This window comes from Roseibium sp. (assembly GCF_965232425.1).
Classification (GTDB): domain Bacteria; phylum Pseudomonadota; class Alphaproteobacteria; order Rhizobiales; family Stappiaceae; genus Roseibium.
Map to the genome: position 1 here is coordinate 3,441,234 of NZ_OZ246971.1, position 15,848 is coordinate 3,457,081.

14 protein-coding genes are annotated in these 15,848 nt (G+C 61.4%); 2 read left to right on the plus strand and 12 right to left on the minus strand.

Translation table 11 applies throughout. The features are described 5' to 3' along the window. Positions 1-22 precede the first annotated feature (22 nt). Genes hutU through hutI form a run of 4 tightly spaced genes read right to left on the minus strand, consistent with a single transcriptional unit; the run spans position 23 to position 5,268 of the window. The gene (gene hutU / locus ACO08A_RS15860) at positions 23-1,696 is read right to left on the minus strand and encodes a urocanate hydratase (protein ID WP_422036968.1); all 1,674 of its coding nucleotides are present in this window, start codon (positions 1,694-1,696) and stop codon (positions 23-25) included. Continuing rightward, the gene (hutG, locus tag ACO08A_RS15865; protein ID WP_422036969.1) at positions 1,693-2,523 is read right to left on the minus strand and encodes an N-formylglutamate deformylase; all 831 of its coding nucleotides are present in this window, start codon (positions 2,521-2,523) and stop codon (positions 1,693-1,695) included. Before hutG ends, hutU begins: the two co-directional genes overlap by 4 nt. After that, positions 2,510-4,066, minus strand: a complete 1,557-nt coding sequence (gene hutH, locus ACO08A_RS15870) for a histidine ammonia-lyase (protein WP_422036970.1) — start codon at positions 4,064-4,066, stop codon at positions 2,510-2,512. Before hutH ends, hutG begins: the two co-directional genes overlap by 14 nt. Next, on the minus strand, positions 4,063-5,268 hold the full coding sequence (gene hutI, locus ACO08A_RS15875; protein WP_422036971.1) for an imidazolonepropionase: 1,206 nt from the start codon (positions 5,266-5,268) through the stop codon (positions 4,063-4,065). The genes hutH and hutI overlap by 4 nt, the downstream gene beginning before the upstream one ends. 80 nt (positions 5,269-5,348) lie before the next feature. Here hutI and ACO08A_RS15880 point away from each other — a divergent pair, with 80 nt between their 5' ends. Both ACO08A_RS15880 and ACO08A_RS15885 read left to right on the plus strand, forming a co-directional pair. Next, positions 5,349-6,728 (plus strand): formimidoylglutamate deiminase, encoded by a 1,380-nt coding sequence (locus ACO08A_RS15880; protein WP_422036972.1) that lies wholly within the window; start codon positions 5,349-5,351, stop codon positions 6,726-6,728. A 9-nt stretch (positions 6,729-6,737) separates the two neighbouring features. After that, positions 6,738-7,439 carry a GntR family transcriptional regulator gene (locus ACO08A_RS15885; RefSeq protein WP_422036973.1) on the plus strand — a complete coding sequence of 234 codons (702 nt, stop codon included), beginning with the start codon at positions 6,738-6,740 and terminating at the stop codon, positions 7,437-7,439. 33 nt (positions 7,440-7,472) lie between these two features. Here ACO08A_RS15885 and ACO08A_RS15890 read toward each other — a convergent pair whose 3' ends face one another. The 8 genes from ACO08A_RS15890 to ACO08A_RS15925 all read right to left on the minus strand — a co-directional run bounded on the left by ACO08A_RS15890 (position 7,473) and on the right by ACO08A_RS15925 (position 15,704). Continuing rightward, a complete protein-coding gene (locus ACO08A_RS15890) occupies positions 7,473-8,015 on the minus strand; it encodes a TlpA family protein disulfide reductase (protein WP_422036974.1) in 543 nt (180 codons plus the stop codon). A gap of 140 nt (positions 8,016-8,155) precedes the next feature. After that, complete coding sequence (locus ACO08A_RS15895) at positions 8,156-9,661, minus strand: mannitol dehydrogenase family protein (protein WP_422036975.1); 1,506 nt, start codon at positions 9,659-9,661, stop codon at positions 8,156-8,158. 3 nt (positions 9,662-9,664) lie between these two features. Continuing rightward, positions 9,665-10,438 carry an L-iditol 2-dehydrogenase gene (locus tag ACO08A_RS15900; RefSeq protein ID WP_422036976.1) on the minus strand — a complete coding sequence of 258 codons (774 nt, stop codon included), beginning with the start codon at positions 10,436-10,438 and terminating at the stop codon, positions 9,665-9,667. Continuing rightward, positions 10,435-11,439 carry an ABC transporter ATP-binding protein gene (locus tag ACO08A_RS15905; protein WP_422036977.1) on the minus strand — a complete coding sequence of 335 codons (1,005 nt, stop codon included), beginning with the start codon at positions 11,437-11,439 and terminating at the stop codon, positions 10,435-10,437. The genes ACO08A_RS15900 and ACO08A_RS15905 overlap by 4 nt, the downstream gene beginning before the upstream one ends. Before the next feature lie 11 nt (positions 11,440-11,450). Next, positions 11,451-12,281 carry a carbohydrate ABC transporter permease gene (locus ACO08A_RS15910; RefSeq protein WP_306144942.1) on the minus strand — a complete coding sequence of 277 codons (831 nt, stop codon included), beginning with the start codon at positions 12,279-12,281 and terminating at the stop codon, positions 11,451-11,453. Between the two features lie 12 nt (positions 12,282-12,293). Next, positions 12,294-13,160: a carbohydrate ABC transporter permease gene (locus ACO08A_RS15915; protein ID WP_422036978.1), complete on the minus strand. Its 867-nt coding sequence runs from the start codon at positions 13,158-13,160 to the stop codon at positions 12,294-12,296. Between the two features lie 122 nt (positions 13,161-13,282). Further along, positions 13,283-14,587 carry an ABC transporter substrate-binding protein gene (locus ACO08A_RS15920; protein WP_422036979.1) on the minus strand — a complete coding sequence of 435 codons (1,305 nt, stop codon included), beginning with the start codon at positions 14,585-14,587 and terminating at the stop codon, positions 13,283-13,285. An 85-nt stretch (positions 14,588-14,672) separates the two neighbouring features. Continuing rightward, entirely contained in the window at positions 14,673-15,704 is a 1,032-nt protein-coding gene (locus ACO08A_RS15925) for a LacI family DNA-binding transcriptional regulator (RefSeq protein WP_422036980.1), read from the minus strand. Positions 15,705-15,848 lie beyond the last annotated feature (144 nt).

Sequence of the window (15,848 nt, forward strand, 5' to 3'; positions counted from 1 at the left end):
TCGGAGTGTCCTGCCGTGGTTTTTATTCCTCCAAGATTCCCGGCAGGTTAAGCCCCTGTTCTTTCGCGCAGTCGAGCGCGATCTCGTATCCGGCATCGGCGTGACGCATCACACCGGTGGCCGGGTCGTTCCAAAGCACGCGTTCAATCCGCCGTGCCGCATCTTCACTGCCGTCACAGCAGATGACCATGCCTGAATGTTGCGAAAAACCCATGCCGACACCGCCGCCATGATGCAGCGACACCCAGGTCGCGCCCGAGGCGGTGTTGAGCAGCGCATTCAGAAGCGGCCAGTCGGAAACGGCGTCCGAACCGTCCTTCATTGCTTCCGTCTCGCGGTTGGGTGAAGCGACAGAACCTGAGTCGAGATGGTCGCGGCCAATCACGACGGGCGCTTTCAGTTCCCCTGTCCTGACCATCTCGTTGAACGCGAGGCCGAGCCGGTGGCGCTGGCCGAGACCAACCCAGCAGATACGTGCGGGCAGGCCCTGAAAGGCAATGCGGTCCCTGGCCATGTCCAGCCAGTTGTGCAGATGCGGATCGTCGGGGATGAGTTCCTTGACCTTGGCATCCGTGCGGTAGATGTCCTCCGGGTCGCCGGACAGGGCACACCAGCGGAAGGGGCCGATGCCTCGGCAGAACAGCGGGCGGATATAGGCCGGCACGAAGCCGGGGAAGGCAAAGGCGTTTTCAAGGCCTTCCTCCAGCGCGACCTGGCGGATGTTGTTGCCGTAATCCAGCGTCGGCACGCCCTGGTTCCAGAACTCGACCATGGCGGCAACATGAACCTTCATTGAGGCCCGTGCAGCTTTTTCCACGGCTTTGGGATCCGTTTCCGCCCTTGCACGCCATTCGGCCACGGTCCAGCCCTGCGGCAGGTAACCGTTGACCGGGTCATGTGCGGAGGTCTGGTCGGTCACGATATCCGGCTTGACGCCGCGCCTGACCAATTCCGGAAAGACGTCCGCCGCATTGCCGATCAGGGCGACGGACTTGGCCTCTCCGGCCTTCGTCCATTTCTCGATCAGCGCCAGGGCCTCGTCGAGGGAATGGGTCTTTTCATCGACGTAGCGTGTGCGCAGGCGGAAATCCGCGCTCTTTTCGTCGCATTCGACGGCGAGGCAGCAGGCGCCTGCCATGACCGCGGCCAGAGGCTGTGCGCCGCCCATGCCGCCGAGCCCTCCGGTCAGGATCCAGCGGCCTTTGAGATCACCGTCATAGTGCTGACGGCCTGCCTCCATGAAGGTTTCATAAGTGCCCTGAACGATGCCCTGCGTGCCGATATAGATCCAGGACCCGGCCGTCATCTGGCCGTACATCGCGAGTCCCTTCTTGTCGAGCTCGTGGAAGTGGTCCCAGTTGGCCCAGTTCGGCACCAGGTTCGAATTGGCGATCAGCACACGCGGGGCGTCCTTGTGGGTCCGGAACACGCCGACCGGCTTGCCGGACTGGACCAGAAGGGTTTCGTCCTCGTCGAGCTGCTTGAGGCTCGCGACGATCCGGTCGAAATCGTCCCATGTCCGGGCCGCGCGGCCGATGCCGCCATAGACCACCAGCTCGTGCGGATTTTCCGCGACATCGGGATGGAGGTTGTTCATCAGCATGCGGAGCGGGGCTTCCGTCAGCCAGGATCTGGCGTTCAACTCCGTCCCCGTCGGCGGATAGACGTCGCGGGCATTGTGTCGGCGATCGGTCATGATGCGCTCCCTGGATCTTGTCTGGCTTTTCGGGCAAGCGTCGGCGCAAGGGCTGCAAGCGCTTCGAGGATGTCCCTGAGATGGGATCGAAGCCTATGCGCCTTGTTTGCGTCGTAGTCGAACGGCGTGTCTTCGCTTGCCAGATGTGTCTTTTGGGCAAGTTCCATCTGAATGGCGTGAAACCCCTCTTCAGGCCTGCCGTAGTGGCGGGTGGTCCAGCCGCCCTTGAAGCGTCCGTTCAACACTGCGGTTAAGCCGCTTGCGCTTTCGGTCCGCTCAAAAACAGCGCGTTCGATCTCCGGAGCGCAGGTGGTCCCGCCATTGGTTCCGGTGTTGAAATCGGGCAGCGTTCCTTCGAAGAGATACGGCACAGCTGAACGGATGGAATGGCAGTCGTAGAGGATTGCGACGCCATGGCGCTCTCTAGCCCGTTCGAGCTCGGACCGCAGCGCGGCATGGTAGGGCGCGTGCCAGGCAAGCCGCCGGGCCTCGATTTCCCCGTCGTCGGGAGCTTCGCCTTCGAGGTAGATCGGCCTGCCGTCGAAATCCGTTGTCGGGCAGAGCGTCGTCGTGTTCTGGCCGGGGTAGAGACTGACGCCCTCGGGATCGCGGTTGGCGTCAATGACATAGCGATGGAAATTGGCGCGCACCATTGTCACGCCCGAAAGCAGGCCCGTGTAGAGCCGGTCCACGTGCCAGTCGGTGTCGGCCAGCTTTCGTCCGATGGGTGTGAGGCGCTTCCAGATGTCTTCGGGCACGAAGGTGCCTGAATGCGGCACACCCAGCACGACCGGCCCGTCGCCCCTTGTTACCTCAAACGGGGTCATTAGCCGCCCCCAGTCTGATGATGTGATCGTCTGAAACGGCGGCGACCAGGCTGCGTGTGCGCACAAGGTCGGCTGCCGTTTCCAGATCGGGCGCAAGATAGCGGTCCTCATCGAGACGCGGAACCTCGGCGCGCAGTTTGCCGATGATGGACTGCAGGGCGGGGCTGGTTTTCAGCGGTGCCCGGTGTTCGATCCCCTCGACCGCGCACAGGAGTTCCACGCCCAGAATATGCGCCAGGTTCGCGTTCATGCGGCCGAGCCGGCGTGCGCCGTGGGCAGCCATGGAGACGTGGTCCTCCTGGTTCGCGCTTGTGGGGGTGGAGTCGGTCGAACAGGGATTGGCGAGATGCTTGTTTTCGCTCATCAGCGCCGCCGTCGTCACCTCCGCGATCATCAGGCCGGAATTGAGGCCCGGATCCTTTGCGAGGAACGGCGGCAGGTCGAACGACAGCGTCGGATCAACCATCAGGGCAACCCTGCGCTGGGCAATTGCCCCCAGTTCTGCTACGGCGAGCGCGATCTGGTCGGCGGCAAAGGCGACCGGTTCCGCATGGAAATTGCCGCCCGACACGATCCGGTCGGCGTCGATCAGGACCAGCGGGTTGTCCGTTGCCGCGTTGGCCTCGATTTCCAGGGTCGAGGCTGCCATGCGCAACAGGTCGACGCAGGCGCCCGCGACCTGTGGCTGGCACCTTATGCAGTAAGGGTCCTGCACGCGGGTATCGCCGTCACGGTGGCTCTCCCTGATTTCCGACCCTGTCATGATCTGCCGCATCGCTTGAGCCACTTCGATCTGGCCGCGATGACCGCGCAGCGCATGGATTTCCGGCAGCAAGGGTGCTGTCGATCCCATGATGGCGTCGGTGGAGAGGCTTGCGGTGATCAGCGTCGCTTCCGCAAGACGCCAGCTGTCGAAGAGGGCGACAAGTGCGCAGGCAGTGGAAAACTGGGTGCCGTTGATCAGGCCGAGGCCTTCCTTGGGGCCAAGGACGACGGGTGCAAGCTCCGCCCTTTCAAGCGCATCCCGGCCCGGCAACCGTTCGCCCGCAAACGTGGCTTCGCCTTCACCGATGAGAACGGCGGTCATGTGCGCGAGCGGGGCAAGGTCACCCGAGGCTCCGACCGACCCTTGAGACGGTACGACGGGCGTGACGCCCCTTGCGAGGCAATTCTCGATCAGCTCCAGGACTTCGAAGCGGACACCCGAAGCCCCGCGCCCGAGGGACAGCAGCTTGAGCGCCATCATCAGGCGGGTGGTGGTCTCGTCCAGCGGCTCACCGACGCCACAGCAGTGGGACAGGATCAGGTTGCGCTGGAGTGTTGCCGTGTCGCCTGCCGCGATCTTGACACTGGCCAGTTTTCCGAAGCCGGTGTTGACGCCATAGACGGCCGCATCACCACGGGCTGCCTGCGCAACCCGCTCCGATGCCTTGCGAATGGCGGCTTCCGAAGCCCGGCTGATACGGACCGGAAGACGGTCTCTATAGACACGCTCAAGTTCTGCGAGCGTGACACGGCCGGGATCAAGTGTGAGGCCGGTCATTGTGAGCCTCCGAAAACGCGTTCTTTCAACGGGTTGAAGCCGATGCGGTAACTGAGTTCCGCCGGATGAGCGACGTTCCAGATGGCCAGGTCAGCGCGCTTTCCGGCTGAGAGCGTGCCACGATCGGACAGGCCGAGAGCCCTGGCGGCCTCTCTGGTTACCCCGGCCAGGGCTTCTTCCGGGGTCATGCGGAACAGCGTGCAGCCCATGTTGAGTGTCAGAAGCAGCGAGGCGAGCGGCGAGGAGCCGGGATTGCAATCCGTCGCGAGCGCGATCGGAACCTTGTGCGCACGCAGCAGATCGACCGGCGGCAGTTGCGTTTCCCGCAGCGTATAGAACGCGCCGGGCAGAAGCACGGCCACGCTGCCGCTTTTTGCGAGCGCTTCGACGCCCTTTTCGGACAGGTATTCCAGATGATCCGCCGAGAGCGCGCCATAGGACGCCGCCAGTTCGGTGCCACCGAGATCCGAAAGCTGCTCGGCATGGAGTTTGACAGGCAGGTTCAGGTCCCGCGCCCTGTCAAAGACGCGGGCAATCTGATCGGGCGCGAACGCGATGCCTTCACAGAACCCGTCGACGGCGTCCACAAGTCCGGCATCATGCGCTGCCTCCAGCGCCGGCAGGCAGATCTCGTCAAGATAGGCGTCCGCGCGGCCCCTGTATTCCGCTGGCACCGCGTGGGCGCCCAGGAAAGTCGTGCGTATGTCGACAGGTCTGACCTTGCCGATTTCCCGGGCGACGCGCAGCATGCGCAGTTCGGTGTCCAGATCGAGCCCGTATCCCGACTTGATTTCGAGCGTTGTGGTGCCCTCGGCAAGAAGCGCGTCGACGCGCGGAAGGGCCTGTTCCAGAAGGGCCTCTTCACTCGCAGCACGTGTAGACCTGACCGTCGACACGATCCCGCCGCCGGCGCGCGCAACCTCTTCATAGGTCGCGCCTTCGAGCCTCATCTCGAACTCGCGGGCGCGGTTGCCGCCGAAGACGACATGCGTGTGGCAGTCGATCAGGCCGGGCGTCACAAGGCAGCCACCAAGGTCTTCCCTCGGCCAGTCCGCAAATTCCGGCAGAAGGTCCGCTTCCGGTCCCGCCCAGGCGATCATGCCGTCTTCAAGCGCCAGCGCACCGTCCTCGACCAGGCCGTAGGGCGCTGCAATGTCGGCAAATGTTGCCAGGCCGGCATTGGTCAGGAGGCGTCGGGACAAGAATGATCTCCGGCTTGATTAGATTGCGTTATAAGATAATATGCATGCACATATTAACGTGTCAACGAGGGAAACGCGGTATGTCGACACGCTCCGGTGCCACTGTTTTTGCGGAGAAGGCTCTCCTGCCCGACGGATGGGCGCAGAATGTCCTCGTTTCGATCTCCGAAAACGGGTCGATCTCTGCGGTCGAGCAAGGACAGGCTCCTGCAGGTGTGCGCACCGGCATTCTTCTCCCGGCGCCTGTCAACCTGCACAGCCATGCCTTTCAGCGGGCCATGGCAGGCATGAGCGAGCGGCGCGGGGAGGGCGGGCGCGACAGTTTCTGGACCTGGCGCCAGATCATGTTCCGCTTTCTGGATGCGCTCGGCCCGGACGATGTCGAGGCAATAGCGGCCTTCGTGCAGATGGAGATGCTCGAGGCCGGTTATGCAGCGGTCGGCGAGTTCCACTACCTGCACCACCAGCCAGGCGGCGTGCCTTACGACAATCTTGCCGAACTGTCCGTGCGGATCATCGCCGCGGCTTCGGAAACCGGGATCGGCCTGACCCATCTCCCGGTTCTTTATCAATATGGCGGCGTTGACAAGCGGGCGCTTGCTCCAGGCCAGATCCGGTTCGGGAATGATCCCGACCGGTTCGCGCAGCTTCATGAGCAGGCAGGGACTGCCCTGAAGGCGCTGGCGGCCGATGCGGTTCTCGGTGTTGCACCCCATTCGCTTCGGGCCGTGTGCGAGCAGGGACTTGCCGATGCAGTCGCCTTGGCAGGCGAACGCCCTGTCCACATGCATCTGGCCGAACAGGTCGGTGAAGTGGAGGAACTGCTCGATGCAAGAGGAAGCCGTCCGGTCGCGTGGTTGCTGGACAATCACCGGGTGTCTTCAAACTGGTGTCTGATCCACTGTACCCAGATGGTACCGGAAGAGACGCTCGGCCTTGCACAATCCGGAGCGGTTGCTGGGCTTTGCCCGATCACGGAATCGAGCCTGGGCGACGGTATCTTTGACGGCGTCCGCTATCTGCAGGCGGGTGGCCGGTTCGGCGTGGGGTCGGACTCGAACATCCGTATTTCGCTCTCAGAAGAACTGAGAACACTGGAATATTCGCAGCGGCTCCGGGACAAAAGCCGCGCCACCATCGCGACATCTCGAAAATCGACGGGACGTGTGCTCTTCGACGGAGCTGTATCGGGCGGTGCGCAGGCTGCGGGACGCAATGCCGGCGGGATCGCAAAGGGATGTTTCGCGGATCTGCTTGCACTGGATGCAACGGCGATCGATCTGGAAGGGCGCGAAGGGGACGAAATCCTCGACGCCTACATCTTTGCAGGCGATGACCGGATGGTGCGTGATGTCTGGTCCGCGGGCAGGCATGTTGTTCGCGGTGGAAAACATGTAAAAGGCGACGCGATCCGTGCGGCGTACCGCGCGACCATGAATAGGCTTCGAAACAGACTTTAGGACCGTGACTTGACGCTGACCGACACCAATTCCTGGACAGGTATCCGAGCGGTGCTCTTGCGCCGGATACACGACCGGATCTGGCAACCGGGGGAACAGATTCCCCACGAGGCCGATCTGGCGGAGGAATTCGGCTGTGCCCGCACCACCGTCAACCGTGCGCTTCGCGATCTCGCCGAAAGCGGCCTCGTGGTGCGCAAACGCCGGGCAGGGACACGCGTTGCCGTCAATCCCCCGCAAAGGGCCACGCTGACCATCCCTATCCTGCGCGAGGAGGTGGAGTCGCTCGGACAGCCCTATCGCCACCTGATCCTGGAGCGGGACCTGAGGCCGTTGCCGCCCAGGCTGCATGGCGCGTTTCAGGTGTCGCTGGGCGATAATGTCCTCTTTCTGAAGACGCTCCACTTCGCGAATGAACGCCCCTATGCGTTCGAGGAGCGCTACATCAATCTGGAGGCGGCTCCCGAGGCCCGCGACATGTCATTCAACGACATCAGCGCCAATGAATGGCTGGTCCACAACGCACCCTACAGCCACGGCGATCTGTCGTTTTTCGCGGTCAGTGCCGATCAAACCCTCTCCGGCAAGCTGGATACAGAGGCTGGCACGGCCCTCTTTGCGATGGAACGGATCACCTGGGCCGGAGAGCAGCCGATCACCCATGTCCGTCTGATCTTCGCACCCGGATACCGGATGCGGACGGAAATCTAAAACGGTTGATTGCGCGGATGACCAACGCCGCGCTCAAGAGGCCAGGTCGACCGATCTGATCCCAGCAATCATTTCAGGCGAATCCCAGACGCGCTCGCCGATGGCGCCGAGGGCGACCTTGCCGTTCGCGTCGACAATATAGGTCACCGGCAATCCGCGCAGGAACCATTTCGACGGCATGTCCTTCTTGTTGTCCAGAAGGATCGCCATGCCTTCATGGTCGATCTGATCCAGGAAGGCCTCAATCTTGTCCTGCCTGTCGCCGACATTGACGGCAAGCACCGCGTAGTCGTCGGTGCCGAGTTGGCGCCCGAGGCGCGCCAGTGTCGGCATTTCCTTGCGGCAGGGCGGGCACCAGGTCGCCCAGAACGAGACCACGACCGTCTTGCCGCGATAATCCTCGAGTTGATGGATCGCCCCCGTCAGGTCCGGAATATTGAGTTCCGCGTCCACGTTGAAAGCAGGTTCGGCGAGGCCGAGCGCTCCCAGGTCCACGTCCTGGGCAAAAGACGGTGTGCCCGAGACCGCGAGGGCGGCGCTCCCAGCCAGAATTTCACGACGGCTCAACCTGATCATCTTTGTACCCTGCTTCAAATCTGCATGAATGCCGGGCAGCGCGCCCGCCGGACAACAGGTAATGCGTCGCCGCGCAGACGTCGCTACACGGTTCTTCAACTTCCGGCGATCAGGTACAGGAGCTTACCGAGGCGGCCAAGTCAGGCAGAAAGCGGATGCGAACCGGATGCCGTTTCATTCGACGGAGCTACATAGTCCGACAGGGTTCCGGCAACCCCCAGGGTACGAAGCCGTTCGGCTGCGGTGTTGAACTCGGCAAGAAAGACCGGGTCGTCGCCGAGCGGTCCGAAAAGATCGGGCATTTTTGCCGACGTGGCTCCGGAAAATACATCCTGTGCCCAGGCCTGCAAGACGTCGGCATGTTCGTCTTCGATCGCGATGCTTTTTCCGGCCTCGTTGTATCCAAGACAGTAGCGGCACCAAAGCGCCGTCTCCAGCGCCAGTCCCCTGACCGGCCTGTTTTGCCGAAGCCTGTCCTGGATCGACGGCAGGATGAATTTCGGCTGGCGGTTCGATCCGTCCAGGCATAGCCGCGGGATGGTGTCGCCGACGGCCGAATTCGAGAAGCGCTCCATCACCGTGTCGAGATAGGCATGAAAGCTGACGCCTGGGATCTCCGGTACGGTCGGGACAATCTCCTCGATTTCCAGTTTCTTGAGATAGCTGCGGATGAGCGGATCGGCCATGGCGTCATGGACGAAATGATGCCCCAGCAACGCACCGGGGTAGGCGATTGCCGCGTGGCCGCCATTCAGGATGCGTAGTTTCATGAGTTCGTAAGGCGCAACGTCGGCGACGAACTCGACACCAACCTTCTCGAGCGCGGGCCGGCCCGAGGGGAACTTGTCCTCCAGAACCCACTGCCGGAAGGGTTCGCAGACGACCGGGGCGGCGTCTTCCACATCGAACGTCTCGCGGATGAGCGTGCGTTCGCGGTCCCCGGTCGCGGGGGTTATGCAGTCGACCATGCCATTCGGGAAGGCGACGTTCTGTTCGATCCAGCCGGCGACCTCCGACGACATGGCCCGGGCATAGCCGACGACGGTCTGCTTGGCCATGTGGCCGTTCTCCGGCAGGTTGTCACAGGACATGACGGTGAAGGGCGCAACGCCTGCCGCTCTTCTTTTCATGAGTGCGGCGACCAGCACGCCGAAGACGGTTGATGGAGCCTCGGGGTTCTCCAGGTCTGCCAGGATCTCCGGGTGCGAGACGTCGAAGCCGCCTGAATTGGGATCGACGAAATAGCCTCCCTCCGTGATGGTGAGGGAAACGATCCTGATATCCTGTTGGCACAGCCGGTTGATCAGTACAGTGGGATCTACATCGATGAAGTCGATCATCGAGGCACATACATGTGCGCTCAATCCGTCCGGATCGAGTTCAACGATCGTGGTGAGCCAGTCCTGTGTCTGCAGGCGATCCCGCATTGCCTTGTCGTAGGGCATGAGGCCTGCCCCCACGATCGCCCAATCATGACCTTCGCCCTGTTCGAACAGCCTGTTCAGATAGACCGCCTGGTGCGCCCGGTGGAAGTTGCCGACGCCGATGTGAAGGATCCCGGCGGAAAGTGAAGACCTGTCGAAAGCCGGTTTCGCGATGGCGTCCGGAAGCAAGGAAAGCGCAGTCATGTTCAGCTTTGTTGTCATGGGTCAACTCATCCAGTTGCCACCGTCCACGTTGTAGGTCTGGGCCACGATGTATTCGGCATCCGCGGATGCGAGAAAAACGGCCATGCCGGTCAGATCCTCCGCCGTACCCATCCGGCCGAAGGGCACGGAGTTGCCGACGGCGGCCTTTTTCTCGCCGGGCGCGAGGCCTTCGTGTTTTGCAAAGAGCGCGTCGACACCGTCCCAGTGTTCCCCGTCGACGACACCCGGGGCGATGGCGTTAACGTTGATGCCGTGGCTGATCAGGTTCAGGCCCGCCGACTGGGTGAGGCTGATGACAGCGGCCTTGGTTGCGCAGTAGACGCCGACAAGGGGCTCTCCCCTGCGTCCGGCCTGGCTTGCCATGTTGATGATCTTGCCGCCCTTGCCACGCCGGATCATGGACCTTGCGGCCGCCTGCATGGTGAAGAGCGTGCCGGCGACATTGATATTGAAAAGCCGGTTGTAGCTGTCCCGTGTGATCTCGACGATGGGGGCAAGATCGAACAGGGCGGCATTGTTGACGAGAATATCGAGCCCGCCCGATTTCTCCTCGACAGCGGCAACCGCCTTTTCGATGGAATTCTGGTCCGTGACATCGAGGTAGACGGCATAGGCGGCAGGACCGATTTCAGCGGCGCTTTCCTGCGCCCGGTCCATGTCGATGTCCCCGATCGCGACCGTTGCGCCCTCGCGGACATAGCGCTCCGCGAAGGCCTTGCCGATGCCGCGTGCGGCACCGGTGATCAGGGCCGATTTGCCTTCAAGTCGCATCACGCGATCCTCAGCCCCTGATTGTCGAAGCGATGGATCTTGTCGGCATCGGGCGTCAGGTGAACCGTATCGCCGTGACGGAAGGCGATTTCGCCGGTGGAGCGGACGGTGACCGGATCGTCCAGGCCGTCCACATCGACGTAGAGGAACGTGTCGGAGCCCAGATGTTCCGAAACGCCGACCTTGCCCGACCATTTGCCTTCGGTATGGGAGACGGAGATGTGTTCGGGACGGATGCCGATCGTTGCCGCGTCGTATTCGGCGGAAAAACTTCCCATCATGAAGTTCATCTTCGGAGAGCCGATGAAGCCGGCAACAAATCGGTTGCGCGGTGTGTGATAGAGCTCGAGGGGGGATCCCACCTGCTCGATCACGCCGGCCTGAAGCACTACGATCTTGTCGGCCATGGTCATGGCCTCGACCTGGTCGTGGGTGACGTAGATCATCGTCGTCTTCAGGGTCTGGTGAAGTTCGGAGATTTCCAGACGCATGTTGACGCGCAGGGCCGCATCGAGGTTCGAGAGCGGTTCATCGAACAGGAAGGCGGCGGGTTCGCGCACGATCGCCCTGCCGATGGCAACGCGCTGACGCTGACCGCCCGACAGCTGTCCCGGACGCCTTTCCAGATAGTCCGTCAGGTTCAGCACCTTGGCGGCCGCATTCACCTTCTTGTCCTGTTCGGCCTTGTCTAGGCCTGCCATCCTGAGCGGAAAGGCGATGTTCTTGCGCACCGACATATGCGGATAGAGCGCATAGGACTGGAACACCATGGCAAGGCCGCGCTTGGCCGGGGGGACCTCGGTGGCATCCTGGCCGTCGATGTCGATGACACCGCTGGTGATGTCCTCAAGGCCGGCGATCAGGCGCAGCAAGGTGGACTTGCCGCATCCCGAAGGTCCGACGAAGACAACGAACTCGCCATCATCGATACGCAGGTCCAGCGGCGGGATCACCTGTACGTCGCCGAAGCTCTTGGTGATCTGATTGAGAGTGATCTGACCCATGTCGGGAACTCCTATTTGACCGCGCCGAATGTCAGGCCGCGTACGAGTTGTTTCTGGCTGAACCAACCAAGGATGAGGATGGGGGCGATCGCCATTGTCGAGGCGGCGCTCAGTTTTGCGTAGAACAGGCCTTCCGGACTGGAGTAGCTGGCGATGAAGGCCGTGAGCGGTGCTGCCTTTGCCGCCGTCAGGTTCAACGTCCAGAAGGCTTCGTTCCATGCCAGGATGACGTTGAGCAGCAGCGTGGAGGCGATGCCGGGAATGGCCATCGGCGTCAGGATGTAGAGAATCTCTTCCTTCAGCGTTGCGCCATCCATGCGGGCCGCTTCGAGGATCTCACCGGGGATCTCCTTGAAGTAGGTGTAGAGCATCCAGACGATGATCGGCAGATTGATCAGCATGAGCACGATCGTCAGGCCGATGCGCGTGTCCAGCAGACCCAGCTCGATGAAGAGCAGGTAAATCGGATAGAGCACGCCGACTGCCGGCAGCATCTTCGTGGACAGCATCCACATCAGGATGTCCTTGGTGCGCTTGGAGGGCACGAAGGCCATGGACCATGCGGCGGGAACGGCAATGATGAGGCCGAGGATCGTGGATCCGCCGGCGATGATCACCGAGTTCCACAGGAACCGCATGTAGTCGGAGCGCTCCTGCACGACCGCGTAGTTTTCCAGTGTCCAGTCGAAGAACAGGAACAGGGGCGGGTCGTTGATCGCCTGGGCCTCGGTCTTGAAGCTCGTCAGGATGGTCCAGAGGATCGGGAAGAAGATCAGCAAACCGATTGCCCATGCGGCGACCGTGTTTATCGTCTTCCGGCGGGTGGTTACAGCACGTGCCATGTCGTTCCCTCCTCAGGTGTCCAGGTTCTTGCCGACGATGCGCATCAGGAAGATGGCAACGATGTTGGCCAGGATGATTGCGTAGACGCCGCCAGCGGATCCGAGACCGACATTCTGGCTTTCCAGAACGCGCTGGTAGATCAGGTATGTCAGCGTTCGCGTACCGAACGCGCCACTGGTGGTCACGAAGATTTCCGCAAAGATCGCGAGCAGAAAGATCGTCTGGATGAGAAGCACGATCGTGATGGCGCGTGAGAGATGCGGGAGGGTGATATAGGCGAAGCGGGAGAGCGGCGGTGCACCGTCCATTTCGGCCGCCTCAAGCTGTTCGCTGTCGAGTGACTGGATTGCCGTCAGCAGGATCAGCGTCGCAAAGGGCAGCCACTGCCACGAGACGATCAGGATGATCGAGAAGAGCGAGGCATCGCTCAGCCATTCAATCGGCTGCGCCCCGAAAGCTTTCCAGAGATGCGCGAACAGCCCGTTCACCGGATCCATGAACATGTTCTTCCAGACGAGGGCGGAAACCGTCGGCATGACGAAGAACGGTGCGATCACGAGTATCCGGACGACACCCTGGCCCCACATCGGCTGGTCCAGAAGAATGGACAGCAGAATTCCGAAAACGATGGTGATCGCGAGGACGCCGCCCACAATGATCAAAGTGGTCTGCACGCTCGGCCAGAAGGCACTCGACGAAACGAAGCGTACATAGTTTTCGAAACCGACCCATCCGAGATCGCCACCACGGAGCGGCAGGTATCTCTTGAATGAAAAGACCAGGGTCATGGTGAGGGGGATGAGCATCCAGCCGAGCAATAGGATGACCGCGGGAGCCATCATAATGCGAGCGGCGGAGCGTGAATGCTGCGTAGCCATGGACACACCTTCTCTGTTGACGGCAGCAGTGTACCGTTGCGAGCGGAGCGAGGGGATGTAGGGGCTTAATAAAAAAGGGAGGGCGGAATGGTCTTCCGCCCTCCCAAGTGGGGAGGAAAGACTTAGTAGCCGGCGGCTTCCATTTCCTCGGCGGTGTTCGCCTGAGCTTTCGACAGGGCTTCCTCGACGGTCTGCTGACCAGCGACCATTGCGGAGAATTCCTGTCCGGCAGCCGTGCCGATACCTGCCCATTCCGGGATCGCCACATACTGGATGCCGACATAGGGGACCGGCTGGACGGTCGGGCTGTCAGGGTTGGCGGCGTTGATGCTTTCCAGCGTCATCGCGGCAAACGGAACCTTCTGGTACTCAGGATTCTGGTAGAGAGAGGTCCGGGCGCCCGGAGGCACGTTTGCCCAGCCTTCCTTGGAAGCCACCAGTTCGATGTACTCCTTGGAGGTTGCCCATTCGATGAACTGCTTGGCAGCCGCTTCCTTCTGGGTACCGGCCGGAATTGCGAGCGCCCAGGCCCAGAGCCAGTTTGCGCGCTTGTCGACACCTTCCTTGTTCGGCGCCAGCGCGAAACCGACGCTGTCGGCAACGGTGGAGTCGTTGGGGTTGGTCACGAAGGATGCCGCGACCGTTGCGTCGATCCACATGCCGCACTTGCCCTGCTGGAACAGTGCGAGGTTTTCATTGAAGCCGTTGGTCGATGCGCCCGGAGGGCCATAGTTGTTCAGAAGGTCGTTGTAGAACGTGACCGCAGCCTTCCACTCCGGCGTGTCGAGCTGGGGCTTCCAGTTTTCATCGAACCAGCGTGCGCCGAAGGAGTTGGCAACGGTGGTGATGAACGCCATGTTCTCACCCCAGCCGGCCTTGCCGCGCAGACAAACGCCGTAGATCTCGTTGTCCTTGTCGGTCATTGCCTTGGCTGCGGCTTCAACGTCGCTCCAGGTCGGTGCGTCCGGCATCGTCAGGCCGGCTTTTTCCATCAGGTCCGTGCGATACATGATCATCGAGGACTCGCCGTAGAACGGAGCCGCATAGAGCGTACCGTCATGGCTCAGACCGGCGCGCATGGCCGGCAGGATGTCATCGGCGTCGTAGCTTGCCGGCAGATCGGCGAGAGACACGAGCCACTCGTTGGCAGCCCAGATCGGCGTTTCGTACATGCCGATGGTCATGATGTCGAACTGACCGCCCTTGGCGGCAACGTCCTGGGTGACGCGCTGGCGCAGCACGTTCTCTTCGAGTGTAACCCACTCGACCTCATGTCCGGTTTTCTTGGTGAAATCGTCCGTCAGGCCCTGCATGCGGATCATGTCACCGTTGTTCACGGTGGCAATGGTGATCGTGTCAGCAAAGGCGCTGGTGGCAGTAATCAAAGTAAGTGCGGTGACCGCACGTAATGCGTTCTTCAACGACATCCTATGTCCTCCCTGGCTTGGATGTTGAAGAGAGCCTGAGGCATAAATTGGCTGGCGTCAAGAAAAAATTTGCGCGCGTAAAATTTTAGGCGGACGCGCGTAGTATAAGTCTTGCTGCGAAAAGGGTTTCCTGGCGATCGCTGAATGTCCCGCCGGCCTCGATCAGCTCCATCAGAGTGCTGAATGCATGGTTCGCGACCGAGTCATAATCATGTGCGGCTGTGGTCAAAGAAGGGCAGGTGAAACGGGAAAACGGATGGTCGTCATGCGAGGCAACGCGCAGGGCGCAGCCTTCACCACGGCCGACCCGGAGCCCCTTTTCGTAACACGCCGACAAAAGCCCGATCGCCAGGCGGTCGTTGCTGCACAGGACGGTGTCGGTCGGGAAGCCGTGGACTTCCAGAATGCGCATGGCGCCCTCATGGCCGATTTCCTCAAACGCCCAGCCTTCGCCCTCAACCCGCACGACATGGGGTTCAAGACCCAGCCGTTCCATGACCTCGATGTAGGCTATGCGGCGTTTGTTGGCGTTCGGGTTGGCCGGTGTCTTCATCTCGAAAAAGCACGGCGGCTCGCCGGACCGCGTCAGGTATTCCACCGTCTGCGACACAAAACTGAAGTTATCCGAGCCGACAAAGGCCTCGCCGATGCCATCGAGATTACTGTCGAACAGGACGGTCGGAACATCCCTGCAGAACTTTTCGATGGAACTTCGGTCCGAGGCGCGGCCAAGCGGCGCCAGCAGCACGCCGGCCGGCTTCAGGGAGCGCAGGCTGTTCAGGATGTCGTTTTCCAGCGTCTGCTGACCGTGGGCGCTGAACAGAATGGGCCAGTAGCCGGCGTCCAGGCAGCGGTGTTCGATGTTCCGCGCGATTTCCGCGAAGAACGGATCGGCCAGGTAGGGCACGACGATACCGACGTTCTTGGTCAGGCGGCGATTCTGGTTGATTGCGAATATGTTGGGGCGGAAGTCGTAGCGCTCGAGGGCCTGCTCGATCCGTTCTCTGGTCGACTGCCTCACACTTTCCGGGTCGTTGAAATATTTCGAAACCGTCGGCCTTGAGATGCCGCTGACGGAAGCAAATTCTTCCATATTCCTGATTTTGCGTTCCGTCATGTGTTTGCCCTGACACTCCGCCCTAGATATCCGGTTCCAGGTTGCTGCCGATTGCAGGTTCAGCGACTGAAACTTTCCGCGTGTAAAATTTTTTATTAACAGTGAAACTTTCCACCGGATTGGTCAAGTCACATCACCCGGAAG